Annotated in this window: 22 protein-coding genes; 9 read left to right on the forward strand and 13 right to left on the reverse strand. The window is 72.9% G+C overall.

Translation table 11 applies throughout. From position 1 onward, the window contains the following. Positions 1–24: 24 nt before the first annotated feature. A complete protein-coding gene (locus Cco03nite_RS13155; protein WP_239167341.1) occupies positions 25–1,314 on the reverse strand; it encodes an ABC transporter substrate-binding protein in 1,290 nt (429 codons plus the stop codon). Positions 1,315–1,380: 66 nt separating this feature from the next. Next, positions 1,381–3,276, reverse strand: coding sequence for a glycoside hydrolase family 127 protein (locus tag Cco03nite_RS13160; RefSeq protein WP_239167342.1), 1,896 nt, complete (start codon positions 3,274–3,276; stop codon positions 1,381–1,383). A 190-nt stretch (positions 3,277–3,466) separates the two neighbouring features. Here Cco03nite_RS13160 and Cco03nite_RS13165 point away from each other — a divergent pair, with 190 nt between their 5' ends. Beyond that, positions 3,467–4,495: a LacI family DNA-binding transcriptional regulator gene (locus Cco03nite_RS13165; protein ID WP_144119331.1), complete on the forward strand. Its 1,029-nt coding sequence runs from the start codon at positions 3,467–3,469 to the stop codon at positions 4,493–4,495. 14 nt (positions 4,496–4,509) lie between these two features. Here the strand turns inward: Cco03nite_RS13165 and Cco03nite_RS13170 are convergent, their stop codons facing one another. Next, a complete protein-coding gene (locus Cco03nite_RS13170) occupies positions 4,510–4,800 on the reverse strand; it encodes a hypothetical protein (RefSeq protein ID WP_203692329.1) in 291 nt (96 codons plus the stop codon). 142 nt (positions 4,801–4,942) lie between these two features. Here Cco03nite_RS13170 and Cco03nite_RS13175 point away from each other — a divergent pair, with 142 nt between their 5' ends. After that, positions 4,943–5,314, forward strand: a complete 372-nt coding sequence (locus Cco03nite_RS13175) for a hypothetical protein (protein WP_203692330.1) — start codon at positions 4,943–4,945, stop codon at positions 5,312–5,314. A gap of 22 nt (positions 5,315–5,336) precedes the next feature. Here Cco03nite_RS13175 and Cco03nite_RS13180 read toward each other — a convergent pair whose 3' ends face one another. From Cco03nite_RS13180 to Cco03nite_RS13190, 3 genes are all read right to left on the reverse strand, one after another. After that, a complete protein-coding gene (locus Cco03nite_RS13180) occupies positions 5,337–6,323 on the reverse strand; it encodes an SMI1/KNR4 family protein (protein ID WP_203692331.1) in 987 nt (328 codons plus the stop codon). Positions 6,324–6,363: 40 nt separating this feature from the next. Further along, positions 6,364–7,182, reverse strand: coding sequence for a DUF3152 domain-containing protein (locus Cco03nite_RS13185; RefSeq protein ID WP_239167343.1), 819 nt, complete (start codon positions 7,180–7,182; stop codon positions 6,364–6,366). A gap of 97 nt (positions 7,183–7,279) precedes the next feature. After that, positions 7,280–8,062 (reverse strand): hypothetical protein, encoded by a 783-nt coding sequence (locus Cco03nite_RS13190; protein ID WP_239167344.1) that lies wholly within the window; start codon positions 8,060–8,062, stop codon positions 7,280–7,282. Positions 8,063–8,163: 101 nt separating this feature from the next. Here Cco03nite_RS13190 and Cco03nite_RS13195 point away from each other — a divergent pair, with 101 nt between their 5' ends. Beyond that, a complete protein-coding gene (locus tag Cco03nite_RS13195; protein ID WP_203692333.1) occupies positions 8,164–8,670 on the forward strand; it encodes an NUDIX domain-containing protein in 507 nt (168 codons plus the stop codon). Between the two features lie 4 nt (positions 8,671–8,674). Here the strand turns inward: Cco03nite_RS13195 and Cco03nite_RS13200 are convergent, their stop codons facing one another. Both Cco03nite_RS13200 and Cco03nite_RS13205 read right to left on the reverse strand, forming a co-directional pair. After that, positions 8,675–10,315, reverse strand: a complete 1,641-nt coding sequence (locus Cco03nite_RS13200) for a sensor histidine kinase (RefSeq protein ID WP_203692334.1) — start codon at positions 10,313–10,315, stop codon at positions 8,675–8,677. 55 nt (positions 10,316–10,370) lie between these two features. After that, positions 10,371–11,057 (reverse strand): response regulator transcription factor, encoded by a 687-nt coding sequence (locus Cco03nite_RS13205; RefSeq protein ID WP_203692335.1) that lies wholly within the window; start codon positions 11,055–11,057, stop codon positions 10,371–10,373. A 179-nt stretch (positions 11,058–11,236) separates the two neighbouring features. Here Cco03nite_RS13205 and Cco03nite_RS13210 point away from each other — a divergent pair, with 179 nt between their 5' ends. Then, positions 11,237–13,300 (forward strand): NPCBM/NEW2 domain-containing protein, encoded by a 2,064-nt coding sequence (locus Cco03nite_RS13210; protein WP_203692336.1) that lies wholly within the window; start codon positions 11,237–11,239, stop codon positions 13,298–13,300. Between the two features lie 74 nt (positions 13,301–13,374). Here Cco03nite_RS13210 and Cco03nite_RS13215 read toward each other — a convergent pair whose 3' ends face one another. Beyond that, positions 13,375–13,950, reverse strand: a complete 576-nt coding sequence (locus Cco03nite_RS13215) for a TIGR03086 family metal-binding protein (RefSeq protein ID WP_203692337.1) — start codon at positions 13,948–13,950, stop codon at positions 13,375–13,377. Positions 13,951–13,991: 41 nt separating this feature from the next. Here Cco03nite_RS13215 and Cco03nite_RS13220 point away from each other — a divergent pair, with 41 nt between their 5' ends. From Cco03nite_RS13220 to Cco03nite_RS13230, 3 genes are all read left to right on the forward strand, one after another. Continuing rightward, a complete protein-coding gene (locus tag Cco03nite_RS13220) occupies positions 13,992–14,792 on the forward strand; it encodes a helix-turn-helix domain-containing protein (RefSeq protein WP_203692338.1) in 801 nt (266 codons plus the stop codon). 95 nt (positions 14,793–14,887) lie between these two features. After that, the gene (locus Cco03nite_RS13225; RefSeq protein ID WP_203692339.1) at positions 14,888–15,451 is read left to right on the forward strand and encodes an SRPBCC family protein; all 564 of its coding nucleotides are present in this window, start codon (positions 14,888–14,890) and stop codon (positions 15,449–15,451) included. Continuing rightward, on the forward strand, positions 15,448–16,128 hold the full coding sequence (locus Cco03nite_RS13230) for a DUF4166 domain-containing protein (protein ID WP_203692340.1): 681 nt from the start codon (positions 15,448–15,450) through the stop codon (positions 16,126–16,128). Before Cco03nite_RS13225 ends, Cco03nite_RS13230 begins: the two co-directional genes overlap by 4 nt. Positions 16,129–16,352: 224 nt before the next feature. Here Cco03nite_RS13230 and Cco03nite_RS13235 read toward each other — a convergent pair whose 3' ends face one another. Together Cco03nite_RS13235 and Cco03nite_RS13240 are read right to left on the reverse strand one after the other, a co-directional pair. Continuing rightward, a complete protein-coding gene (locus Cco03nite_RS13235) occupies positions 16,353–17,963 on the reverse strand; it encodes an ABC transporter permease (RefSeq protein WP_203692341.1) in 1,611 nt (536 codons plus the stop codon). Then, positions 17,960–18,853 (reverse strand): ABC transporter ATP-binding protein, encoded by an 894-nt coding sequence (locus Cco03nite_RS13240; RefSeq protein ID WP_203692342.1) that lies wholly within the window; start codon positions 18,851–18,853, stop codon positions 17,960–17,962. The genes Cco03nite_RS13235 and Cco03nite_RS13240 overlap by 4 nt, the downstream gene beginning before the upstream one ends. 79 nt (positions 18,854–18,932) lie before the next feature. Here Cco03nite_RS13240 and Cco03nite_RS13245 point away from each other — a divergent pair, with 79 nt between their 5' ends. Then, positions 18,933–19,433, forward strand: a complete 501-nt coding sequence (locus Cco03nite_RS13245; RefSeq protein WP_239167345.1) for a GbsR/MarR family transcriptional regulator — start codon at positions 18,933–18,935, stop codon at positions 19,431–19,433. 52 nt (positions 19,434–19,485) lie between these two features. Further along, positions 19,486–20,091, forward strand: a complete 606-nt coding sequence (locus Cco03nite_RS13250; protein ID WP_203692343.1) for a class I SAM-dependent methyltransferase — start codon at positions 19,486–19,488, stop codon at positions 20,089–20,091. An 84-nt stretch (positions 20,092–20,175) separates the two neighbouring features. Here the strand turns inward: Cco03nite_RS13250 and Cco03nite_RS13255 are convergent, their stop codons facing one another. Both Cco03nite_RS13255 and Cco03nite_RS13260 read right to left on the reverse strand, forming a co-directional pair. After that, positions 20,176–22,851 (reverse strand): DUF4118 domain-containing protein, encoded by a 2,676-nt coding sequence (locus Cco03nite_RS13255; protein WP_203692376.1) that lies wholly within the window; start codon positions 22,849–22,851, stop codon positions 20,176–20,178. A gap of 7 nt (positions 22,852–22,858) precedes the next feature. After that, the gene (locus tag Cco03nite_RS13260) at positions 22,859–23,566 is read right to left on the reverse strand and encodes a response regulator (protein ID WP_203692344.1); all 708 of its coding nucleotides are present in this window, start codon (positions 23,564–23,566) and stop codon (positions 22,859–22,861) included. Positions 23,567–23,570 lie beyond the last annotated feature (4 nt).

Here is a 23,570-nt window from a genome sequence, read left to right on the forward strand (position 1 = left end):
GGTCGGCGGCCGGGCCGGGTCGGGTCAGCCTTGCTGGAGTGACTTGGTGATCGCGGTGTTGCCGTCGGCCAGGGACTTGGCGGCGTCACCGAACAGCGCCCCGCGGACCGTCTGCAGCCAGGGGCTTTGCGGGTCGTTGAAGGAGGCGTTGAAGTTCTTCGCGTACGGCGTCTTGCCCTTGGCGACCAGGCTGTTGATGAGCACGATGCGCGGGTCGGCCGAGGAGTACTTGTTCGACGCCAGGTCGGTGCGGATCGGCACGCCCTTGTTCTTGGCGATGACCTCGACCTGGGCCTCGTCGGACATGGTCCAGAGCAGGAAGTCCCAGGCCTGGGCGGCCTTGGTGCTGGTGGCGCCGACGCCCATCGCGTCACCGCCGATGAAGGTGGAGTCGCCGCCGTCGGGCCCGCTGATCGGAGCGACGCCCATCTTCACGCCCTTCTCCTCGATGAGGCCCAGCCACACCGACGGCCCGGGGGCGATGCCGATCTTGCCACTCTGCAGCGCGCCGAGCCAGGTCGGACCGGCCTCGTCCTTGGACGCCGGAGCCGCCACGCCCTCGTCGTACAGCGCCCGGTAGAGCGCGAACACGTCGGCCATCTCCTTGGAGTCGACCTTGGCGTTCTCGCCCTTGGCGTCGAGCACGTCGCCGCCGGCTCCCCAGACCGAGGGCCAGAAGGTGAACTCGACGCAGCCGCCGCAGTTGCCGCCGAAGTAGGTGCCGTTCACGTCGCCGCCCAGCTTGTCGATCTTGCGGGCGTGCTCGGCGAACTCCTTCAGCGACGTCGGGCCCTTCTCCGGGTCCAGGCCGGCCTTGGTGTAGAGGTCCTTGTTGTACAACATCACCGACATGTCGACGGTGTGCGGCACGGCGAAGTTCTTGCCCTCCCAGGTGCCGGCGTTCAGGTGTCCGGGCGACACCTTGTCCTTCAGGCCGCTGGCCGCCAGGCGCTCGGTCAGGTCGGTCCACAGACCCTGCGAGGCGTACTGCGCCGCGAACACCACGTCCGCGCCGAACAGGTCGGGCAGCGCCTTCGCGCCGGCCGCGCTGGCCAGCTTCGCCGGGTACTCCTCGTTCGGGTACGAGGTGACGGTCACCTTGTTCTTGTGCGTGGCGTTGTACGCGTCGGCGTACGCCTTGGACACCGACTCGGTGGCCGCACGGGTCCACAGCGTGAGCTGCGCACCGTCGTCGACACCGGCGGTGCCCGACGCGCCGGGAGCCTCCGGGTCGTCGCCGCCGCACGCGGCGACAGCGGTCACCAGCAGGGCCGCCGCCGTGACGGCGAGCGCCCGAAGTCCTCTAGATCTCACAATCTCTCCTTCCATCGGTATGTAGTGGAGCAGTGGAGCGAGGTGCGGTGGTGCGTTCGCGGTGAATCAGGTGGTGGGCAGCCAGACCCGCATGGTGGAGGGTCCGCTGCGCGCCCAGCGGTGGTACGGGACCAGCGGCACGTCCAGCGCGGTACGCCGCCCGACCGGTCCCGCGTCGGCATACGGCCACGGCCGCTCGGGCAGCTCCTCGGCCACCCCGCGGACCGTCACCCCGCCGTCGGCAGCCGGATCGGTGCCCGCGTCGACCCGCAGGCTGTCCAGGTCGAGCTCGCCGCCGACCGACTCGGCGCACAGCACGACCGGCCCCTGCTCCACCGCCACGCAGCCTCGGACCGCGTCGATGCGCGGATCGGGGCGGGTGAACCGGGGCCGCATCGGCAGCGCGAGCACGATCCGGTCGCCGACGGCGAAGTCCCGCCGCAGCACGACCCGGTCACCCGTGGCCGGAGCCGGCTCGCCGTTGACCGTGACCGTCGCCCCGGCCGCCCACGCGGGCAGCCGCAGCGCCAGCGTCCACGGGCCGGGCTCGGCCGCGGTCACCTCGATGCCGACCGTGCCGTCGTCGGGGTAGCCGGTGCGCATCCGCAGCCCGACCCGCCGCCCGTCGGCCAGCGCCGTGTCGATGTCGGCGTCGGCGTACTGGTGCACCCGCAGCCCCTCGTCGTCGACCGACGCCACGTACGTGGACAGGCTGGCCAGCATCCGGGCCGTGTTGGCCAGGCAGCAGGACACCTCGAACCACGGCGCGCGCGGGCCGCCGCCGAAGCCGAGCTGCTCGACATCGCCGGGCAGCACCGCGGTCAGCGAACGCTGGTGCAGCGTGTGCGCGTAGAAGAAGGACCGGCCGTCGTCGCCGATCGCGGTGGCCACGACGTTGTACAGGATGCGCTCGATGACGTCGGCGTAGCGCTCGCGGCCGGTGGCCAGCATCAGCCGCCAGGCCACCATGATCGCCGCGATGCCCGCGCAGGTCTCCGAGTACGCCCGGTCGGCCGGCAGCACGAAGTCGTCGCTGAACGCCTCGTCGAGGTGCCGCGAGCCCATGCCGCCGGTCAGGTAGGTGCGCCGGGCCAGGGTCCGGTCGAACTGCGCCGCGACCGTCTCCAGCAGCTCGTCGTCTCCCGTCTCCACGGCCAGGTCGACGACGCCCGCGGCCAGGTACAGGGCCCGCACGGCGTGACCGCGCAGCACCTTCGCCTCGCGCACCGGGATGTCGTCGCTGAAGTAGCTCCAGCCGAACTCGTGCCGCGGCAGCGTACGCCGGCCGCGCCGGGCCACGAACAGCGCCGCCTGATCCAGGTAGCGCTGCTCCCCCGTCACCCGGAACAGCTCGACCAGCCCCGGCTCGATCTCCGGGTGCCCGCAGACCGCGTCGCGACCGGCCGGCCCGAACTCCTCGCACACGTGGTCGGCCACCCGCCGGGCCACGTTCAGCAGCGCGTCGTCGCCGCTGGTGCGGGCCCGCGCCACCGACGCCTGCAGCAGGTGCCCGGCGCAGTACAGCTCGTGCCCCCAGGCCAGATCGCCGTAGCGGGCCCGCTGGCCCGGCCGGCCGTACGCGGTGTGCAGGTAGCCGTCCTCGGCCTGCGCCCCGGCGATCATCGCGGTCAGCTCGGCGATCTCGTTGTCGCGGGTCGGATCGGCCAGCCGACCGGTCTCCCACGACATCGCCTCGACCAGCTTGTACACCTCGGAGTCGGAGAACTCGCGACCGCGCCGCTCCGCGCTGCCCTGGCCTACTTCAGCGGTGAAGTTGCCGGTCCAGCCGAGCTTGTCCATCCATTCGCGACCGTGGTCGAGCGTCGCCCGACTGTTGGTCGCCTGCCGCTGCGCCCAGAAGCCCCCCGTGATCCGAACCTCGCTCAGGCCCAGCGGTCGCAGGACTCCTCGCGACGGCACCACGGGCCGACCTCCGGTGAGGTCGGCGGTTCGCGCCGCCACCGTCATCTCCGCCTCCAACAGACTCTCGTGACCGCGGTCACTTCGACGTTGGAGCAACCATGGATGCCGAAAACCTTTTCGGCAAGATGGCCGTCGTGTCACATCTCGATAACGTGGATTGCTCTATGCACAGCAACGGTTTGATGCGTAAGCTCCGACACGTTGTCGAAAAACGAGCGAAAGGCTTTCCATGGGCAGGCGGCGATCGACGTCGGTGACCCTCACCGACGTGGCCCGGCTCGCGGGGGTGTCCGTGGCGACCGCCTCCAAGGCGCTCAACGCGCGCGGCGAGGTCGCGCCCGACACCCGGCTGCGCGTGCTGCAGGCGGCCAACCAGCTCAGCTTCCAGCCCAACGTGCTGGCCCGCGGGCTCATCTCCGGGCGCACCCGCACCATCGGCCTGCTCACCGACGAACTCGGCGGGCGCTTCTCCATCCCGATCCTGCTCGGCGCCGAAAACGCTCTCGGCAACGAGCAGATGTCGGTGCTGCTGTGCGACGCCCGCGGCGACGCCATCCGCCGCCAGCACTACATCCGCACCCTGCTCGCCCGGCAGGTCGACGGGTTCATCATCCTCGGCGACAGCAACGACCTGCGCCCCTCGCTCAGCCGCGACATCCCGGTCCCCGTCGTGTACGTGTACGGCCAGTCCACCGACCCCGCCGACCTGAGCGTGCTCGCCGACGACGAGGGCGGCGGCCGCCTCGCCATGGAACACCTGGTCAGCCTGCGCCGGCGCAACATCGCCCACATCACCGGCCCGCAGAGCTACCGCGCCGCCCGCGACCGCGTCACCGGCCTGCAGGCCGTGCTGGCCGAGTCCGGACTGGAACTGGTCGGCGGCGAGCCGCTGTACGGCGAATGGTCCCAGCGCTGGGGCCGGCACGCCGCCCGCATGCTGATCACCGCGCACCCGGAGATCGACGCGATCTTCTGCGGCAACGACCAGATCGCCGCCGGGGCCGCGCAGGCCCTGCAGGAGCACGGCTGCCGGGTCCCCGATGACGTCGCCATCATCGGCTACGACAACTGGGAGGAGATGGCCGCCGACTGCCGACCCCCGCTGACCACGGTCGACCTGAACCTGGAACAGCTCGGCGCCACGGCCGTCATGCACCTGTTCGCCGCCCTCGACGGCACCCCCTCATCGGGGGTCATCCGCCAGCCCTGCCGCCTCGTCGTACGCGAATCCACCGGCCCCCTCCCCCAGCAGGCCTGACGGCGTCAGCGCGGTCAACCTCCGCGCTTGCTCAGCAGCACGTCGGCGAGGCACGCCGCCATCGACAGGCAGCTGAAGGCCACATACTCGTCGGAAGGCTCGGGAGATGACACCTCGTCGCCGCAGAGCCAGTCCTCCAGCTCGTCGATCGAGGCGGTCACCGCGTCGGCGAGCTCACGCAGTTGTACGTCGGACGCCCGCTTCAACAGCTCCGAGCGCTCGCCGTCCTCCGGCACGCTCCACTTTTCCACCAGTGGGATCAGGTGCCGGACGTTCTCCGGCACCCGCGTCGGGTCGACTCTCATCCGTTCCGCTCCCGTCGAAGGCGGGCTCGACGCCACTGTACCGAACCTGGATCTAGAAGGGTTGTGGTCGCCATGGCGACCACAACCCTTCTAGATCCGGGCCGCGCCGAGTCATGGTCGTGGATGTCGTACGGTCGGGGGCATGGAGAGTGATCAGCCGACGGACATCCTGGGTGAGATCGGCGGGTTCGTGGCGCGGATTCACGCACTCGACCCGCACGCCCCGGCGCGCACCGAGCTGACCGTGCGGGTCGACGGGCGCGAGTCGAGCCTCATGCTGAGCGAGCCGGTCGCCCAGGCGCTCCGGCTGGCGTTGCAGGACTACCACGACCCGCGTGACCAGGGACGGTGTGACCACTGCGGCGGGCCCCGGCTGGACGAGAACTTCCAGTGCCGTGACTGCGGCAGCTTCAACGGCGTGTTCGGCCAGATGCTGGCCGAGCGGGCGTACGGCTACACCGAGCCGGAACCGCTCCCGGACCTCCCCGGCCGGCACTCGCGGCACGAGCCCTGACCCCGTCGTGAACCGCGCCCGGTCAGTCCGCCGGGTGCTGACGCCGGCCCCACGCCCGGTATGCCCCTGACAGGGTCACCACCAGGTAGTGAAGCAGCCCTATCTCCAGTTCCTCGTCCGGGTGTCCGGTGGCACAGCTGCGCAGGCCCCACTGGCCAGGCTGGTCCTCGGGATCGAGCACCCAGGAAACGAGCGCGCCGTCGGCGGTCGTGGCAATCGGCAGCGTTCGCGCTGTCATGTACCGGAGCGGGCCTTTCAGGGGTCCGAGCAGCGGTGGGGACAGCTCGTCCGGTGGCAGCACCGAGATGCGGCCGCCAACCATGCCGCCGCCGTATCGTTCGGCCAGCCAGCGGTAGTCGGCGGGAAGGGCCACACCCAGGCGGGACGACACGGCGTCCCAGTCGACCGGTGTGCCCGCCGACGGCGGCGGTGCGAGTTGCGCCAGGCGGCCGGGCAGGTCCGCGCCGTAGGTCACGTCCACTTCGAGCAGGATCGGCAGGTCGGTGTCCTCCTGCGCGGCCGCGACGGTCACCGCCCAGTGCCCGGCCCGCAGCCGGACCCGCGACCCGTGGTAGATCAGCGGGTCGACGGCGAGGTCGTCCGCAGCGGGCAGGCCGAGCCGGGCGGCCACGGTCGCCACCCCCGCCTCCGCGTCGAGGTACTGCTGGTCCACCGCCGCCGAATAGGCGTCGTCGTCTTCGAAGTCGTCGTAGTCGAGGTCGTCCGAGCAGCCGAATCCGGCCAGCTCGAAGCTCACTCGCGCGCCACCGGAGACGCTGCGGACCGCCGCGGTCATGTCGCCTGACGCGAAGCCGCGGCCGGACGGATCACGCGGGCTCCATCCCGCGTCGGTCAGGATCTGCGCGATGACGGTTTCGGCGGGCGGGTCGACCAGCTGGGCGAACCGCTCGATCACCGGTTGCAACCGGTCGGCCTTGGCCGCATGGTCGTCGCCGGCGGCGTCCGGCGATCGCCCGGACCCGTGCGTGATCTCGTTCAGCGGTTCCATCCGCGGAAGCCTGCCATGATCGGCGCGCGGCAGCAATGGATCACATGGGCGGGCCGGCGTAGCGCCTGCCGTCGAGGTAGGGCCAGGGGTTGGCGCGGCAGCCGCGCAGGCCGTACGTCTGCTGCTGCATCGTCGGGGCGGGCCGGCCCTTGCCGGGGCAGCGCTCGTGGTTGCGGCCGAACTCGTGGCCGACCTCGTGGTTGATGACGTAGCTGCGGTACACCGACAGCTCGATGCGCCCGTTCACGTAGTCGGGCACGGACAGCCGCCACCGGTTGAGGTTGATCACGACGCGGCCGGGCAGGCGGCACGACGTGTACGACACCCCGTCGAGCCGGGTGTCCATCCCGCCGAGGGCGCACAGCTTGCGGGTGGTCTCGCCGGTCGCGAGGTAGATCGTGAAGTCGTACGCCGCGCCCGCGGGCACCCGCTGCAGGCGGCGCTCCCGACCACCGATCCAGCTGCGGGGATCGCCGAGCGTCCGGTCGACGGTCCGGGTGAACTCGGCCAGCTCGGCCCCGGCGATGTTCGTCTCGGCCGCGACCCGGAACCGGCGCAGCCCGCCCGCACTGCCGAGCACATCACCCTTTCCCGGCGCGTACTTCCAGGTTCCGGGCCCGGACGCCGGGAAGTCCCCGGGCAGCTGGTAGACCGGTGGCGGCGACGGGCTCGGCGACACCGAAGCCGCAGAAGACGCCGGCGCCGATGGGACGGCGTCGCCGGCCACGGGACTCGGCTGAGCGGCCGGTTCACCTGCCCCGCGCAGCAGCGCCAGCCCGACCAGCACGGCCCCGGCAGGCAGGCACAGCAACGCGATCCGACCGTAGGGCCGCCGCGGTGTCGTCGTCTGGTTCGCCACGGCTGGACGGTAGGCAGCAGACGATCAAGAACCTTTGAAGAACCGGTGCGCGCACCGTCCGGTGACCGCGCTTCGCATACGGCGTGGCGCAGATGGGTCAGTCCTCGTCGAAGCCGGTGCAGTAGGCGATCGTCGCGTCGTCGGCCGCCACCGCGTCGCGCGCCTCCGCCTGCCGGACGCGGCGGACGACCTCGGCGGGCCCGCCCGACGCCAGGACGGCCAGGAGTCCGGCCCAGTCCTTGTCACCGAACCGGTCCACGAGCCGGCTGGCACCGTTGCTGAGCAGGACGGCACCGGCGAGCTCGGCGGCCGGGCGGTTGCCGGTGACGGCCTCGTCGGCCGCCCGCGGGTCGTCTTTGGCCAGCCAGAAGCCGCCCGGCCGGTTGCGGTGGGCGCGCAGCTCGCGCAGGACCTGCCGGCGTTCGTCGCTGCCCTCGGCGGTCGCCTCGTACGCGGGCTGGTACGACCGGCTGATGACCACCTCGCGGGGGTCGGTGACGACCAGCGGTGTTTCGTCCGATGTGTCCAGCACGACGACCGTGTCCCCGAGCACCAGGTATTCGACCAGCTCGCCGGACAGCCGCAGCATGGCCACGGCCGCCGACGGGCTGATCGGGTCGGCGACGTCGCAGGTGTCCCGGTGTTCGGCGGTCACCTGCTCGATGGCCTCGGCGAGCACGGCGGACAGGCTGCGATCGGGTCGCAGCGGCAGCAGGCCGAGCAGGCAGCCGCCCAGGCGGTGGGCGTACCAGGCGACGCCGTGCCCGCAGATCGCTTCCGCACCGGGGATGCCGGCCCCGTCGAGCAGCACCGCCGCCGTCGGTGTGGCACCCGTGAAGTCCTCGTTCACCCGGCCGGGCCGGGCCGGAACGCTCGTCATCCGTACCCGCATGGTCGGCCGCCCTCTCGCAGGTCGCGGCGTCGACTCTACCGAGGGAAATGCCGGGCGTGCGGACGGTTGATTCGGATAGGTTCATCGGCATGCTGCCGTCAGCGTTCCCCCGGCTCCGGGCCGGTGTACGCGCCATCGTGCTGGACGAACAGGACCGGATTCTGCTGTGCCGGTGGGCCTTCGACAAGCCCGAGGGCTCGATCGTCGTGTGGGGCACCCCCGGCGGCGGCATCGAGCCCGGCGAGACCCCGCTGGCCGCGCTGCGACGCGAGCTAACCGAGGAGATCGGGCTGGCGCTGATCGCCGACCCGCCGCACGTGTGGCATCAGGAGGTCGTCCGGGAGGGCCACATCACCGGCTTCGACGGGGTGGTCAACGACATCTTCCTGGTCCGCACGACGGCGTTCGACCCGCGTGGCGCGATGACCGACGAGGAGCTGGCCGCGGAGAACATCAGCGAGTTCCGCTGGTGGACCCAGCAGGAGCTGACGCAGTACCGCGGCACCGACCTGTTCGCGCCCCGGGCGCTGCCCGCGGCGCTGGCGGCGCTGCTGGTGGACGGCCTGCCGGGGCAGCCGATTCCCATGGGGCTCTGACGGCTCAGCAGGCGGGCAGGCCGATGGTGAAGGTGGTGCCCACGCCCAGCACGCTGACGACGTCGACGGTGCCGCCGTGGTCGGCGATTATCTGCCGGGCGATGGACAGGCCGAGGCCCGAGCCGGTGGTGTAGCGCTCGCCCCGGCCACGGGCGCGGTCGGCGCGCCAGAGCCGGTCGAACAGGTGGGGCAGGTCCTGCTCGGCGATGCCGCTGCCGGTGTCGGTGACGCGGACGAGGTGCCGGTCGCCGTCGGAGGTGACGCCGAGCGTGATCGTGCCGCCTGCCGCGGTGGCGGCCAAGGCGTTGCGGATCAGGTTGCCGATCACCTGGCGCAGCCGATCGGGGTCCGCGTGCACCCAGCGCGGGCCGTCGCCCTCGGCCGTCAGGACCACGCCCGCGACCGAGGCGAGCGCGGCGTGCGCCGTCCGGCAGGTCGCGACGAGTTCACCCAGGTCAAGGCGGGTCTTCTGGTATGTCAGCACGCCCGCCTCGGCCAGCGCCAGGTCCTGCAGGTCGTCGACGATGCGCTGCTGGAGCACGGCCTCGTCGTGCAGCGAGTCGAACAGCTCGGGCGTGGGCGGCAGCACCCCGTCCTTGAGCGCCTCCAGGTAGCCGCGCAGGTTCGCCAGGGGTGTGCGCAGCTCGTGCGCCACATCGGAGATCATGCGGCGTTGCAGCTCCTCGCTGTGCTGCAGGGAGTCGGCCATGCGGTTGAACGAGCGGGCCAGCCCGGCCAGCTCGTCGTGGCCGCGTACCGGAACACGTTCGGTGAACCTGCCCTCGCCCAGCCGGGCCGACGCCGCGGTCAGCGCGCCGATGGGGCGGAGCACCCGGCGGCTGAGCAGCCAGGACGCGCCGACGGCGGTGAGCGCGACGACGGCTGCGGTCAGCACGATCGACCTGACCGGCAGCTGTGGCGCGGGCTGCTCGGCCGCGCCGAGGTACACCCGCATCTGCGCGGGCGCGTACGCGCCGGCGGCCCGCGAGAACGCCTCCTGCAGGCACGGCACCATCACGCTCTCGGCCTGACGGTCACAGGCCAGCAGCTCGGCCTCGAACACCCGGTCGATGTCCGTGGAGATCTGCTCCCGCGACCGGACCTCGCACGCCTTCGACCGCGCGGTGTACTCGACGGGCTGCGGCACCGGGATGCCCAGCCTGGTGTCGGCCAGGCGTACGCCGATGCCCGCTTCGGTCAGGCAGGCCGCCAGGCGCAGTCCGATCCGGTATTCGAGCGAGGCCAGCAGCACGGTCTTCGCGCCGGCGGGCGCGCCGTTCTCGGGCAGCGGCCGCCAGGTCGGGCGCGGATCGACCAGCAGCGGCGGGCCGGTGACACCGCGGGCGACCCCGCCGGCGAGCACGTCGGAGTCGGCCACGACCGCGCCGGAGACGGTGGTCAGCTGGATGCGCTGCCCGGTCTGCAGGGACAGCTCGCGTACCCGGCCGGCGACGCCGTCCCAGCCGCCCCGGGTGCGGGCGTGGTCGGCCAGCTCGCCCGTGATCAGCGCCTGCTGCTCCGCGCTGGCGCTGACGGTGCGGTCGAACTCCCGCGACGCCTGCCGCAGGGTGAGCCAGGCGGTAGCCGCAGTGGCCGTGACCGCGATGAACATGACCAGCGCGATGACACGCAGCCGGAAGCTCATGCCTTCTCTCCGCCGCGCTCGTCGTCCGCACCGCCGAGCCCGCCGGTTTGCTCGCTCATGCCTGCTCAGCCAGCCGGTAGCCGCGGCCGTAGACGGTCTGCACGTAGCGGGACTCGGCCGGGTCGTCCTCGATCTTGCGGCGCAGGTTCATCACGTGCGCGTCGACGGTGCGCTCCTCGACGTGGTTGTCGAAGCCGAAGGCCCGGTCGATGATCTGCGCGCGGGAGAACACGCGGCCGGGTGAGGCGGCGAGGGTGGCGAGGATGCCGAACTCCTTGGCGGTGAGCGCGACGAGGCGGCCGGCGATTCGTACCTCGAACCTGCCTTCGTCGATCTCCAGGTCGCCGACCCGGACGACCTCCTCCTTCGCGCTGCCGGGGCGGGCGCGGCGCAGCAGGGCGCGCACCCGGGCGGCGAGCTGCCGCGGGCTGTACGGCTTGGTGACGTAGTCGTCCGCGCCGAGGTCGAGGCCGACAAGGATGTCGTCCTCGGTGCTGCGGGCGGTGAGCAGCAGGATCGCCACGTCGGACTCGGCCCGCAGGATGCGGCACACGTCGAGGCCGCCGAGGGTCGGCATCATCACGTCGAGCACGACCAGGTCCGGCCGATACGCGCGGCAGCGCTCCAGCGCGGCGAGGCCGTCGCCGACGACCTGGACGCTGTGGCCTTCGCGTTCGAGGTAGACCCGCAGCAGGTGGGCCTGCTTGGGGTCGTCCTCGGCGACCAGCACCCGCGCGCTCACTCCGGCCTCCCTGTTCGGCGAGGTACCGACCCTAGCCGCCGGTCGGCGGCACGGCACCGGTCCTTCATCGGTTCTTCACGGCCACTGCCGCTCAGTACATAAATTATGAATTATTCTTGACACGCTCGCATGACAGCCCACAAGATCGAGGAAACCCCTTTCGCAGCAAGGAATCCGATGTGAAACGACGCGTGCTCACCGGCGTGCTCTGCCTCGCCACCGGCCTGCTGACCGCCCCGGCGCCCGCCACCGCGGCCCCGGCCCCGGCCCGCCAGGAAGTGCTCAGCCCCACGCCCTACCAGGGCTGGAACACCTACTTCGGCCTCGGCGGCGACTTCTCCGAGCAGTCGGTGCGGGAGGTCGCCGACGCCATGGTCGAGCGCGGGCTCGCCGAAGCCGGCTACGACATCGTGTGGCTCGACGGCGGCTGGCAGGACCCGCAGCCGCGGACCGCCGCCGGCGACCTGCAGGCCGACCGGACCCGCTTCCCCGACGGGCTGCGGCCCCTGGTCGACTACATCCACGGCAAGGGCCTGAAGGCCGGCATCTACACCGACGCGGGGCCCTACATCCCGGGCAAGTGCGGTCTCGGCAGCGGCGGCGGGTACTACCAGCGCGACGCCGACCGGTTCGCGGCCTGGCAGTTCGACGCGGTCAAGGTGGACTTCCTCTGCGGCATCGCCGCCGACCTGGACCCGAAGGCGGCGTACACCGAGTTCGCCGAGGCGCTGCGAAACAACGCCGGCGGCCGGCCGATCATTTTCAACCTGTGCAACCCGGTGACCTCGCCCGACTGGGGCGACTACCCCGAGGAGCAGCAGTCGACGTACTCGTGGAGCTACGCGCCGGGCATCGCCCAGTCCTGGCGGACGTACACCGACGTGGGCTTCGTCGGTGACATCAAGTTCAAGGACGTGCTGCGCAACTACGACGCGAACGCCCGGCACCCCGAGGCGACCGGCCCCGGCCACTACAACGACCCCGACTACCTCGCCCCGCAGCTCGGCATGTCCGACGAGGAGTTCCGCACGCAGCTGACGCTGTGGGCGGCGGCGGCCGCGCCGCTGGTCATCGGCAGCGACATCCGCAAGCTCAGCCAGGCCTCGGTGGACGCGCTGACCAACCGGGACGTGCTGGCGATCAACCAGGACCGCGCCGCGGTGCAGGCCGTCCGGGTCGGCCCGGCGGGCACGACCGAGACGTGGGTGAAGCGCCTGGCCGACGGCGGCCGGGCCGTGGTGCTGCTCAACCGCGGCGACAGCCCGCGCACGCTGACCGCGCAGGTCGGCGCCACCGGCCTGACCGGCTCGCGGTTCACCGTCAAGAACGCCTGGACCGGGCAGGTCACCGAGACCGCGGGCACGCTCAGCGCGGCGGTGCCCGCGCACGGGGCCGCGCTGCTGCGGGTCGCCCCGGCCGGCGGCGTGCCCGGCGTGCCGCACGTGACCGCCGGCATCCCGCAGGTCACCGAGGTCGACGGCGCGACCCTGCCGGCCGGCGCCGCGCCGGTGCTCGCGGGCGGCGACCAGGCCCGGGTGGAGGTGGCCGTCCGCAACGACGGGCTCCTGCCGGTCATGCAGCCCAAGGCCGTGCTGACCGGTCCCGCCGGCTGGACGGCGCGTCCCGTGGGCCAGGCACCGGTGCTGCTGGCACCCGGCCACACCGCCACGTTCGCCTTCACGGTGGCCGTGCCGGCGGGCACCGCTCCCGGTGACGGCATGCTGACCGCCACCACCTCGTACGACGTGCTCGGGCACGGGCGGCTGCGGCAGACGGCCACCTCGCCGGTGGTGGTGGCCCCGGCTCCGCCGACCGGATCGGTGGTCCTGTCGCACCACGCCTGGATCAGCGCCACCAGCGGCTGGATGAGCCCGACCGTCGACCGGAGCGTCGGCGGCTGGTCGCCGATCAGCATGCTCGGCACGGTGTACCCGACCGGGATCGGCGTCGCCTCGCCGTCCACGATCCGCTACTACGTCGGCGGCCGGTGCGGCGGGCTGGCCGCGACCATCGGGCTGGACGACGCGGTGCGCAACGTCGGCCCCGAGGGCGCGACGTCGACGTTCCAGGTGGTCGGCGACGGCCGCACGCTGTTCGACAGCGGGCTGCTCACCCGGGACGACACCCGCCAGATCACGATCGACCTGACCGGCGTACGGGTGCTCGACCTGGTCGTCGGCGACGGCGGGGACGGCGGCTACAACGACCGCGCCAACTGGGCCGGCCTGACCGCCACCTGCTGAAGCAGCGCGGCCGCACCCGGGCCGGCCCGGGTGCGGCCGCTCCCCTCAGCGTTCGCGCGGACGGCCCGGCCGCCTCAGCGCACGGACGGGCGCTGCCAGCCGGGATCGCGGCCGGCCTGGCCGAGCAGGCGGGTGAACGGGTCCGCCCCGGGGGCCGTCGGCACGGGCTCGGCGAAGACCTTCCACTCCCGGGCCATCGGCCCCATCTCGCCGACCATCAGCAGCAGCTCCTCGACCGCCGCCGGGCTCGGTTCGTACGCCCGCCCGGTCGCCACCGCCAGGTCCCACGGGTGCAGCGTCAGATCCAGCAGCGCCATCCGCCCCACGGCCGGCTGCGGCAGCCCCATCCCGGGCGACACGCCCACCAGCGCCGACTCGTCCGACCAGGCGGCGATCAGCTGCTCGGTCTCGGTCGCGAAGCGGGCGCGCCAGTCCGTGCCGAGCACGTCCGGGGTGCCGGAGAAGTCCGCGGGCTCGCGGCGGGCCAGCGCCTGGAAGTTGACGACGACCTGGAACAGGTGGTTGACCAGGTCGCCGACCCGGAACTCGGCGCACGGGGTGGTGGCGGTGAGCTGCTCGTCGCCGATGCCCTGAAGCACGGGCAGGGCCACGTCGGCGGACTCACGCAGTAGTTTCGAGATCGTGGTCATCCGGCCACGCTAACCAGCGGCGTGCGGGAGGTCTTGAACAAATGCGACAGCCACGCCGGGACACCCGGGGCATCGTCGACCCGGCCGCGCTGCTGCGCCAGGTGCGGTTCCGGCGGCTCGCCCCCGCCGCGAAGCTGGCCGAGCTGGTGGAGCACTACTGGTTCATCGACTGGGACCTGGACCAGCCGTTCGAGCAGCACGTCGTCGGGCACCCGGCGGTGAACCTGGTCGTGCTGCGCCCGACCCCGGACGACCCGGTCACCGCCGAGGTGTCCGGCGCCGCCCGCGAGCTGTTCTCGATCAAGCTGGCGGAGCGGGGCTGGGTGCGCGGGGTGCAGTTCCGGCCGGGCGCGTTCCGGGCGTTCTCGGGCCGCTCCCCGGCGGAGCTGACCGGGCGGCGGGTGCCGCTGGCGCAGGCCCTGCCGGTGGCCGACCCCGGTGACCGGCTGGCCGCCGCGGCGACGGACGAGGTGGCGGCCGCGGTCTTCGACGAGCTGCTGCTCGGCCTGCGGCCGGATCTCGGCGATTCGGTACGGCTCGCGATCCGGCTGGTGGACCGGGTCCGCCACGACCGCGGCCTGCGCCGGGTCGAGGAACTCGCGCAGCAGGCGGGTCTGTCGGTGCGCTCGCTGCAACGCCTGTTCACCGAGTACGTGGGCATCGGCCCGAAGCAGGTGATCCTGCGCTACCGGGTGCACGGGGCGATCGAGCTCGCCGAGGGCGAGGTGGACTGGGCCGCCGTCGCCGCGGAGCTGGGCTACAGCGACCAGGCGCACCTGGTCCGCGAGGTCACGGCCGCGATCGGGGTGCCGCCCGCCGCGTACGCGGCCTCGCTGCGCTGACTTCCCCGAAAATCGTCTCTTGAGCGATTGCTCAAACAGTCGTACAGTCTGTTTGAGCAATCGCTCAACAGCGGTTCCGGGAGAGGTGAGGACTGATGGGACGGCAGCTGTACATCGAGGTCCACATCCGCGCCGACCTCGACAAGGTGTGGGCGTTCACGCAGGACCCGGCGATGCACCAGCGCTGGGACGCCCGGTTCACCACCATCGAATACCTGCCCGGGACCAGCCCGCAGCGCTTCCGCTACGCGACCCGGCTCGCGCCCGGCCTCGTGCTGGCAGGCGTCGGCGTCACCGCCGGCGAGCGGAGCCGCCCGGACGGCACGCGCACCTCGGCGCTGCGCTTCCACTCCTGGCTGATGACCGGAGCCGGTTACTGGCGCTACGTGCCGACCCCCACCGGCGTGCGCTTCCTCACCGGCTACGACTACACGCCGCGCTTCGCCCTGCTCGACCGACTCCTGCTGCGACCCCTGATGGGCTGGGCGACCGCCTGGTCCTTCGACCGGCTGCGCATCTGGCTGGAGGACGGCGTACCACCCCGGCGCTCCCCGCTGCGGCTGCTCCCCCGCTGGGGCGCGCCGTCCGCCCGCCGCTGCCTGCGTACCCCGCCCGACCGGACCGCCGGCCGCGCCCCGTCCCTCTTGGAGACCCTGTGAACTCGCTGTTCCACACCGCGCTCGGTGACGACTTCTTCCGCCTGCACCCCCGGCTGCAGGAGCGCTTCGGCTTCACCAGCACCGACGGGCGCGGCTGCGTCGGCCACGGCGTCATGGACCGCATCTGGCGCGGGCCGGCGTACACCCGGCCGTTCCTGGCGCTGGGGACCATGCGCAACATCATGTTCCCGGAGCAGGGCCGCAACGTGCCCTTCACCATCGAGAACTACGCTTATCCCGACTCCTACGGCCGGGAGACCCTCACCTTCGTACGCACCTTCGAGCTGCCCCGGCGACGCCGCCGCTTCGACGCCACCATGGTCTGGGACCCGCACCGCGAGGTGATCGTCGACTACCTCGGCACCCACCAGCACATCGCCGCCGACCTGCACCTGAGCGTCGACGACCAGGGCGGGCTGCGGCTGCGCAGCGGGCAGATGCGCTTCCGGGGCCCCGGGATCGACACCCCGCTGCCCCCGGCCGCCACCGCGGGCGCCGAGGTCCACGAACGATACGACGACACGGCCGAGGTCTTCCGCATCGACGTGCGGGTGGTCAACCCGTGGTTCGGGCCCGTCTTCGGCTACACCGGCGCGTTCACGGTGCGCTACGTCGACACCGACGCCGCTCCCGTCCCCGCTTCGGTCAAGCCCTACCGCGAGCAGGCCAGGTACTGAGCGACTCGCGACGAGCGAATCACCCGGCGAGCCGCTCGGCCGCCGCCCGCGCCCCCATGCTCCATCGACGGTGGCCTATCACATCGAATCCGAGGCGCGATTATTCGATGTGATAGGCCACCGTCTATTGCGGACGGGCGGACGGGCGGACGGGCGGACGGGCGGGCGGACGGGCGAGCCGAGGGGCCGACGGGTGGACGGATGGACGGGACGGTTGGAGGGGGTCAGGTGACGGGGATGTCGCGGTTGCGGAGGGCGGCGAGGCCGGCTGCGGTGAGGGCGGCGGCGAGCGCGGTCAGTACCAACAGCGGGGTCGCCGGGACGGCGGCGGGGCCGGGCAGGTGCGGGATGTGGGTGAACGGGGACACGTCCAGCACGAGCTGGTCCAGTTGCAGTGCCGCGCCGACCTGGCCGAGCAGGACGCACAGCGACAGCGCCACCCAGCCGACGGCGGGCGACAGCCGCGGCAGCAGCCCGTACGCGGCCACGGTCAGGCCGGTCAGCAGCCACACCGCGGGCATCTGCACCAGCGCGGCGCCGACGACCCGGGGCACCTGGCGGCCGATCTCCCCGGTGCTGGCTCCGTACACGAGTCCCGCGAACAGGCCGGTGGCCGCCATGACCACGGTCGGGCCGAGCAGCGCGAACGTCAGGTGCCCGGCCGCCCAGCGCAGCCGGGAGACCCCGGCGGTCAGCACGGGCTCGCTGCGCAGGGCCGCCTCCTCGGTGCGCATGCGCAGCGCGGCCGAGATGCCGTACGCGGCCACCGCGATCGCGCCGATGCCGAGCGAGCCGCCGACGAAGATGTCGGAGGCCACCGACTTGCCGCCGATGCGTTCCATGATCTCGGTGAGCTGGCCGTTGCCTTCGAGCAGGCTGCTCGCCGTCTTGGCGACGCCGCCGAACAGCACGCCGCCGACCACGCCGAGGCCGACCGTCCAGCCGAGCAGCGAGCCGCGGTGCAGCCGCCAGGCCAGGCCGAACGCGCTGCTCAGCGAGGCGGGGGCGGTCGCCGGGCCGAGGCGCGGCGGCAGCAGGCCCGCGCCGAGGTCGCGGCGGGCCGACAGGCGCAGCGCGGCGTACGCCAGCACCACCGTGACGGCCGCGCAGATCGCGAACAGCCACCAGCGGTCGTCGGTGTAGGCGTGCACCTTGTACACCCAGCTCAGCGGGGTGGCCCAGGCCAGCCAGGACAGGCCGCCACCCGCGACGTCGCCGACGCCGCGCAGCAGGAAGTCGAGGCCGAGCACCGCGCCCGCAATGCCCCGGGCGGTGCCCGCGCCGGTGGTGAGCTGGGCGGCGAGCGCGCCGACGCCGGCGTACAGGATGCCCGCGAACGCCCACGCGAAGCCCATGGCGAACGCGCCCGAGGCGGGGGTCTGCTGGCTGATCATGCCGAGCGCCACCAGCACGCCGACGACCAGGCTGGCCCCGGAGACGGTGAGCACCGCGGCGGTCAGGGCCGCGTGGCGGCCGACGACGGCGGAGCCGAGCAGCTCCCGGCGGCCGGCCTCCTCCTCGACCCGGGTGTGCCGGATGACGACGAGCAGGCCGATCAGGCCCATGATGACGATGCCGGTGGCGGACCGCCAGAAGATCAGCGCGCCGAGGCTGGGCTCCGCGGGCTTCTGGCCGTAGAACAGCAGCAGCATGGGGCTGGCGGCCAGGGAGTCGATGTAGCCCTGGCGGCCGGCGTCGGTCGGGTACAGGCTCGCCGTGCCGGAGGCCAGGCCCATCGGCAGCAGCGCCATGCACAGCATCCAGATCGGCATGAGCACCCGGTCGCGGCGCAGGATCAGCCGGACCAGGGTGCCGGTTCCGGTGAGGGAGGTCATCGCACCGGCTCCGTCTCGTAGTGGCGCAGGAACAGCTCCTCCAGCGTCGGCGGCTGGCTGACCAGGCCGCGTACGCCATGGGTGGTGAGCTGGCGCAGCACCGCGTCGAGCTCGGCCTGGTCGACCTGGAAGCGCACGGTGGCCCCGTCGGTCTTCAGGTCGTGCACCCCGGGCAGCTGGGCCAGGCCGTTCGGCGGGGTGGCCAGCTCGGCGGTGATGTGGGTGCGGGTGAGGTGGCGCAGCTCGGCCAGGGTGCCGGTCTCCACGGTGCGGCCCTGCCGGATGATGCTGACCCGGTCGCACAGCGCCTCGACCTCGGACAGGATGTGGCTGGACAGCAGGACGGTGCGGCCGTTGCGGGTCTCCTCGGCGACGACCTGCCGGAAGACCTCCTCCATCAGCGGGTCCAGGCCCGAGGTCGGCTCGTCGAGCAGCAGCAGCTCGACGTCGGAGGCGAGCGCGGCGATGAGCCCGACCTTCTGCCGGTTGCCCTTGGAGTAGGCGCGGCCCTTCTTCCTCGGGTCCAGGTCGAAGCGTTCGAGCAGGTCCTTGCGCTTGGCGGCGTTGAGGCCGCCGCGCAGCCGGCCGAGCAGGTCGATGACCTCGCCGCCGGAGAGGTTGGGCCAGAGGGTGACGTCGCCGGGCACGTAAGCCAGGCGGCGGTGCAGCGCGACGGCGTCGCGCCAGGGGTCGCCGCCGAGCAGCGTGGCGGTGCCTCCGTCGGCCCGGAGCAGGCCGAGCAGGATGCGGATCGTGGTGGTCTTGCCGGCGCCGTTGGGGCCGAGGAAGCCGTGCACCTCGCCGCGTGCGACCGTCAGATCCAGGCCGTCGAGGGCCTTGGCCTGGCCGAAACTCTTGGTCAGGCCGACCACTGAAATGGCGTTGTCCATGTTTTGGACGCTACACTCATTTCACAAGTTTGTGAAAGTACGAAAGCTACAGTCTTGACGAAATCTTGACGGAGGTCACGTGGCACACTCCCCGCCGCAGCGCGATGAGCAGGCGATGCGCAGCTTCGTCGAATACATGGCCCGGACGCTGGCCGACTGGGGCTTCCCGCGCATGGCCGGCCGCGTGGTCTTCACCCTGATGGCCGCCGACGAGCCGGCGATGACCGCCGCCGAGCTGGCCGAACGCCTCGGCGTGAGCCCGGCCGGCATCTCCGGGGCGATCCGCTACCTGGTCCACCTGAACATGGTCGCCAGGGAGCCGGTGCCGGGCTCGCGCCGCGACCGCTACCGCATGGTCGACGACTCCTGGTACGAGGTGACCGTCGCCAAGATGAGCCTGCTCAAGACGATCAGCGACGCCGCGGGGCAGGCCGTGGCCGCGGCGGGCGGCGAGCACACCCCGGCCGGGGCGAAGCTCGCCGGGATGCGCGACTTCTACCAGTGGGTGCAGGACAACCTGCCGTCGCTGCTGGACCAGTGGGCCGAGCACAAGGCCAGGCAGCGCGGACCCGCCTCCTGACCCGGCTCCGCGACCTGACAGGGTGGCGGTGACGGAGCGAGGAAGGGGTGCCATGGCACGGCAGACGCGGTGGGCGACCGACACCGAGCGCGGGCACGCCCAGCGGATGGCCGACCGGTTCCGGCAGCTGGCGGCCGAGGGCCACGATCTCGCGGGCGAGGCGCGCACGCTCGACGCGATCATCGCGCCCGGCTCGACCGTGCTCGACGCGGGCTGCGGCAGTGGCCGGGTCGGCGCGGCGCTGGCCGTACGCGGGCACACGGTGCTCGGCGTGGACGCCGACGAGACCCTGATCGCGGCGGCGCGCGAGGACTTCCCCGAGATCGAGTGGCTGGTGGGCGACCTCACCGAACTCGACCTGACGGCGGGTGGGCAGCGGCGGCTGTTCGACGCCGCGATCCTGGCCGGCAACGTCATGCTCTACCTCGCGCCGGACACCGAGGCCGAGGTGCTGCGCCGGGTCGGCGCGCACGTGCGGCCCGACGGGCCGGTGGTGGTCGGCTTCGGCACCGGGCGCGGATACGCCGTGGCCGGCTTCGACGCCCACGCGGCACAGGCCGGGTTGCTGGTCGAGCAGCGTTTCGCCACCTGGGACCTGCGGCCGTGGCACGCCGGCGCCGACTTCGCGGTCACCGTGCTGCGACGGCCGGCGGCCTGACCCGGCGAGCGCGCTCAGCGGCATGACAACAGGTGAAGGTGCTCGCCGGCCGCGCGGCGAGGGCGGCTCACCGATGCCGCCCGGTCATTGGTCCCGGCGCGTCGATTCCGCCACGTCACCGGCGCGCTCGCCGTCGGCCGGGCGGTGCGGGCCCTCGGCGGGGCGGTGCAGGCCCTCGGCGAAGGCGCGGTCCGCGGCGGCCGCCTCGGTCGCGGTCAGGCCCGCCGAGGTCGGCACGGCGGGCAGGTTGAGCACCATGGTCAGGCCGCCGCCGGGGGTCGTCTCGGGCAGCAGCGTGCCGCCCATCGCCTCGACCAGGCCCCGGGACAGGGCCAGGCCCAGGCCGACACCCGTGTCGTTGCTGCGGTCGCCGAGCCGCTGGAACGGCAGGAACACCCGGTCGCGCTGCTCCTCGGGGATGCCCGGCCCGTGGTCGACCACGCGCAGCTCGACCAGCTCGCCGTGCTCGCTCGCGGTGACCAGCGGCGGGCGGTCCGGCGGGCTGAAGCGCAGCGCGTTGCTGACGACGTTCACCAGCACCCGCTGCAGCAGGCCCGGATCGGCGCGTACGGCCGACAGGTCGTCCGGGATGCGCACCCGCACCTCCCGGCCCGGCGCACCCAGCTCGTCCAGCGCCGTGGGCACCGCCTCGTCGAGCCAGACGTCCACGGCGGCCACGCCCAGCGCCCCCGCCTGCAGCCGGCTCATGTCCAGCAGGTTCGCGACCAGCCGGGACAGCCGGTCCAGCGACTCGGCCGCGGTGGCCAGCAGCTCGCGCCGGTCCTCGTCGCTGAACGCCACGTCGTCGCTGCGCAGGCCCTCCACCGCGGCGACGGCCGAGGCCAGCGGTGTACGCAGGTCGTGGCTGACCGCGGCGAGCAGCGCCGTGCGCATCCGGTCGGCCTCGGCCAGCGGCTTGGCCCTGGCGGCCTCGGCGGCCAGCCGCTCCTGGCGCAGCGCGATCGCGGCCTGGGCGGCGAACGCCTCGATGATCCGCCGGTCCGCGGCCGGGGGCACCGGGCCGCGCAGCACCACGGTGACCTGGTCGTCGACGGCCACCGCGGTGTCACCCTCCCCCGGCGTGACGCAGGGCTGCCCGCCGACCGTGGCGGCCACCCGCCAGGCGGTGGGGTCGCCCTGGCAGTCGGGCGCGGGCGGCACGTCGTCGCGCCGCTCCAGCACGGTGACCGCGTCGAGCTGGAAGGTCTCGCGCAGGTTCTCCAGCAGCGCCTGCAGCGGGCTGGCCCCGCGCAGCACGCTGCCGGCGACGGTGGCCAGCGTGCCGGCGTCGGCCGAGGCGCGGGCGGCTTCGCGGGTACGCCGGGCCGCCAGGTCCACGACCGCGCTGACCGCGGCCCCGACCAGGATGAACACGGCCAGCGCGAGCACGTTCTCCCGGTTGGCGACGGTGAAGGTGCGCAGCGGCGGGGTGAAGAAGTAGTTCAGCAGCAGCGAACCGGCGACGGCGGCCAGCAGCGCGGGCCACAGGCCGCCGACCAGCGCGACCACGACCACCATGGCCAGGAACAGCAGGATGTCGCTGGCCAGCGACAGGCCCTCGCCCAGCGTGTGCAGCAGCAGGGTCAGCAGCGGCAGGCCGAGCACGGCCAGTGCGAACCCGGTCAGCCGGCGGGCCGGGGACAGCGCGGAGATGCCGCCCAGGGCGGGTCGCCTGCCCCGGCCGATCCGCTCGTGGGGCACGAGGTGCACGTCTATCGCCCCGGACAGGGCCGTGGTGGTGACGCCGACCCCGGGCGAGAGCAGCTGCGCCAGCCGGCCGCGGCGGCTCGCGCCGAGCACCAGCTGGGTGGCGTTGACGCCGCGGGCGAAGTCGAGCAGCGCCCGCGGCACGTCGGCGCCCGCGACGTGGTGGTAGGTGCCGCCGAGGCTCTCCACCAGCACCCGCTGCTTGGCCAGCAGCGCGGGGTCGGCCCCGGCGAGACCGTCGGAGCGGGCCACGTGCAGGGCCAGCAGGTCGGCGCCCTTGCTCCGGCCCGCGATCCGGGCCGCGCGGCGGATCAGGGTCTCGCCCTCGGGGCCGCCGGTGACCGCGACGACGACCCGCTCCCGGGTCTCCCACTGCTTGGCGATGCCGTGGTCGGCGCGATACCGGTCGAGCTGCTCGTCGACCTTGTCGGCCAGCCACAGCAGCGCCAGCTCGCGCAGCGCGGTGAGGTTGCCGACCCGGAAGTAGTTGCCGAGCGCGGCGTCGATCTTGTCGGGCTGGTACACGTTGCCGTGCGCCATCCGGCGGCGCAGCGCCTCGGGCGTCATGTCGATCAGCTCGACCTGGTCGGCCTGGCGCACCACCTGGTCGGGGACGGTCTCGCGCTGGACGATGCCGGTGATCTGCTCGACGACGTCGTTGAGGGACTCCAGGTGCTGGATGTTGACCGTCGACAGCACGGTGATGCCCGCGTCGAGCAGCTCCTGGATGTCCTGCCAGCGCTTGGCGTTGCGGCTGCCGGGCACGTTGGTGTGGGCGAGCTCGTCGACGACGGCGACCTGCGGCGCGCGGGCCAGCACCGCGTCGACGTCCATCTCGGTGAACGCCGCGCCCCGGTAGTCCATCGCGCGGCGGGGCACGACCTCCAGCCCGTCGAGCATCTCGGCGGTGTGCTGCCGGCCGTGGGTCTCGACGAAGCCGATCACGATGTCGGTGCCCCGGCCGCGGCGGCGCTGGGCCTCCTCCAGTACGGCGTAGGTCTTGCCCACGCCCGGCGCGGCGCCCAGGTAGATGCGCAGCTGTCCGCGCGCCATGACCGGGTCAGCCTCCATGGGCGGGGGCGTCGTGGGGGACGAAGCGGTAGCCCATGCCCGGCTCGGTGAGCAATTGGCGCGGGTGGGCCGCGTCGTCCTCCAGCTTGCGCCGCAGCTGGGCCATGTACTGGCGCAGGTAGTTGGTCTCCGTGGCGTACTGCGGCCCCCAGATCTCCTGCAGCAGCTGCCGCTGGCTGACCAGCTTGCCGGGGTTGCGCACCAGGGCGCTGAGCAGGTGCCACTCGGTGGGGGTCAGCCGCACGTCGCCGCCGCCGCTGACCGGGCGCACCTGGTGGTTGCCCACGTCCACGGTGTACCGGCCGACGCGTACCGTGCTCTGCGCCTCCGGCGCGGCGGTGTGCCGGCGGGTCACCGCCCGGATCCGGGCGAGCAGCTCCTCGACCCCGAACGGCTTGGTGACGTAGTCGTCGGCCCCGGCGTCGAGCGCGTCCACCTTGTCCTCGCTGCCGGTGCGCCCCGACAGCACGATGATCGGCGCGGCCGACCAGCCGCGCAGACCGCGGATCACGTCGACACCGTCCATGTCGGGCAGGCCCAGGTCCAGCACGACCACGTCGGGGTGTGCCGCCCCCGCCACCCGCAGCGCCCCCGCGCCGTCCGCGGCGAGTTCGATGTCGTACCCGCGGGCCTTCAGGTTGATCCGCAGCGCCCGCAGGATCTGCGGCTCGTCGTCCACGATCAAGATCTTCGTCATTCTT

Origin of the sequence: Catellatospora coxensis (genome assembly GCF_016862635.1) — a bacterium.
GTDB classification, from domain to species: Bacteria; Actinomycetota; Actinomycetes; order Mycobacteriales; family Micromonosporaceae; genus Catellatospora; species Catellatospora coxensis.

Excerpts from the sequence above, each read along its gene's own strand:
- Cco03nite_RS13165 (WP_144119331.1), top strand. The coding sequence starts at position 3,467 with ATGGGCAGGCGGCGATCGACGTCGGTGACCCTCACCGACGTGGCCCGG.
- Cco03nite_RS13170 (WP_203692329.1), bottom strand. The coding sequence starts at position 4,800 with ATGAGAGTCGACCCGACGCGGGTGCCGGAGAACGTCCGGCACCTGATC.
- Cco03nite_RS13175 (WP_203692330.1), top strand. The coding sequence starts at position 4,943 with ATGGAGAGTGATCAGCCGACGGACATCCTGGGTGAGATCGGCGGGTTC.
- Cco03nite_RS13180 (WP_203692331.1), bottom strand. The coding sequence starts at position 6,323 with ATGGAACCGCTGAACGAGATCACGCACGGGTCCGGGCGATCGCCGGAC.
- Cco03nite_RS13190 (WP_239167344.1), bottom strand. The coding sequence starts at position 8,062 with ATGACGAGCGTTCCGGCCCGGCCCGGCCGGGTGAACGAGGACTTCACG.
- Cco03nite_RS13195 (WP_203692333.1), top strand. The coding sequence starts at position 8,164 with ATGCTGCCGTCAGCGTTCCCCCGGCTCCGGGCCGGTGTACGCGCCATC.
- Cco03nite_RS13200 (WP_203692334.1), bottom strand. The coding sequence starts at position 10,315 with ATGAGCTTCCGGCTGCGTGTCATCGCGCTGGTCATGTTCATCGCGGTC.
- Cco03nite_RS13215 (WP_203692337.1), bottom strand. The coding sequence starts at position 13,950 with ATGACCACGATCTCGAAACTACTGCGTGAGTCCGCCGACGTGGCCCTG.
- Cco03nite_RS13220 (WP_203692338.1), top strand. The coding sequence starts at position 13,992 with ATGCGACAGCCACGCCGGGACACCCGGGGCATCGTCGACCCGGCCGCG.
- Cco03nite_RS13225 (WP_203692339.1), top strand. The coding sequence starts at position 14,888 with ATGGGACGGCAGCTGTACATCGAGGTCCACATCCGCGCCGACCTCGAC.
- Cco03nite_RS13235 (WP_203692341.1), bottom strand. The coding sequence starts at position 17,963 with ATGACCTCCCTCACCGGAACCGGCACCCTGGTCCGGCTGATCCTGCGC.
- Cco03nite_RS13240 (WP_203692342.1), bottom strand. The coding sequence starts at position 18,853 with ATGGACAACGCCATTTCAGTGGTCGGCCTGACCAAGAGTTTCGGCCAG.
- Cco03nite_RS13250 (WP_203692343.1), top strand. The coding sequence starts at position 19,486 with ATGGCACGGCAGACGCGGTGGGCGACCGACACCGAGCGCGGGCACGCC.
- Cco03nite_RS13255 (WP_203692376.1), bottom strand. The coding sequence starts at position 22,851 with ATGGCGCGCGGACAGCTGCGCATCTACCTGGGCGCCGCGCCGGGCGTG.
- Cco03nite_RS13260 (WP_203692344.1), bottom strand. The coding sequence starts at position 23,566 with ATGACGAAGATCTTGATCGTGGACGACGAGCCGCAGATCCTGCGGGCG.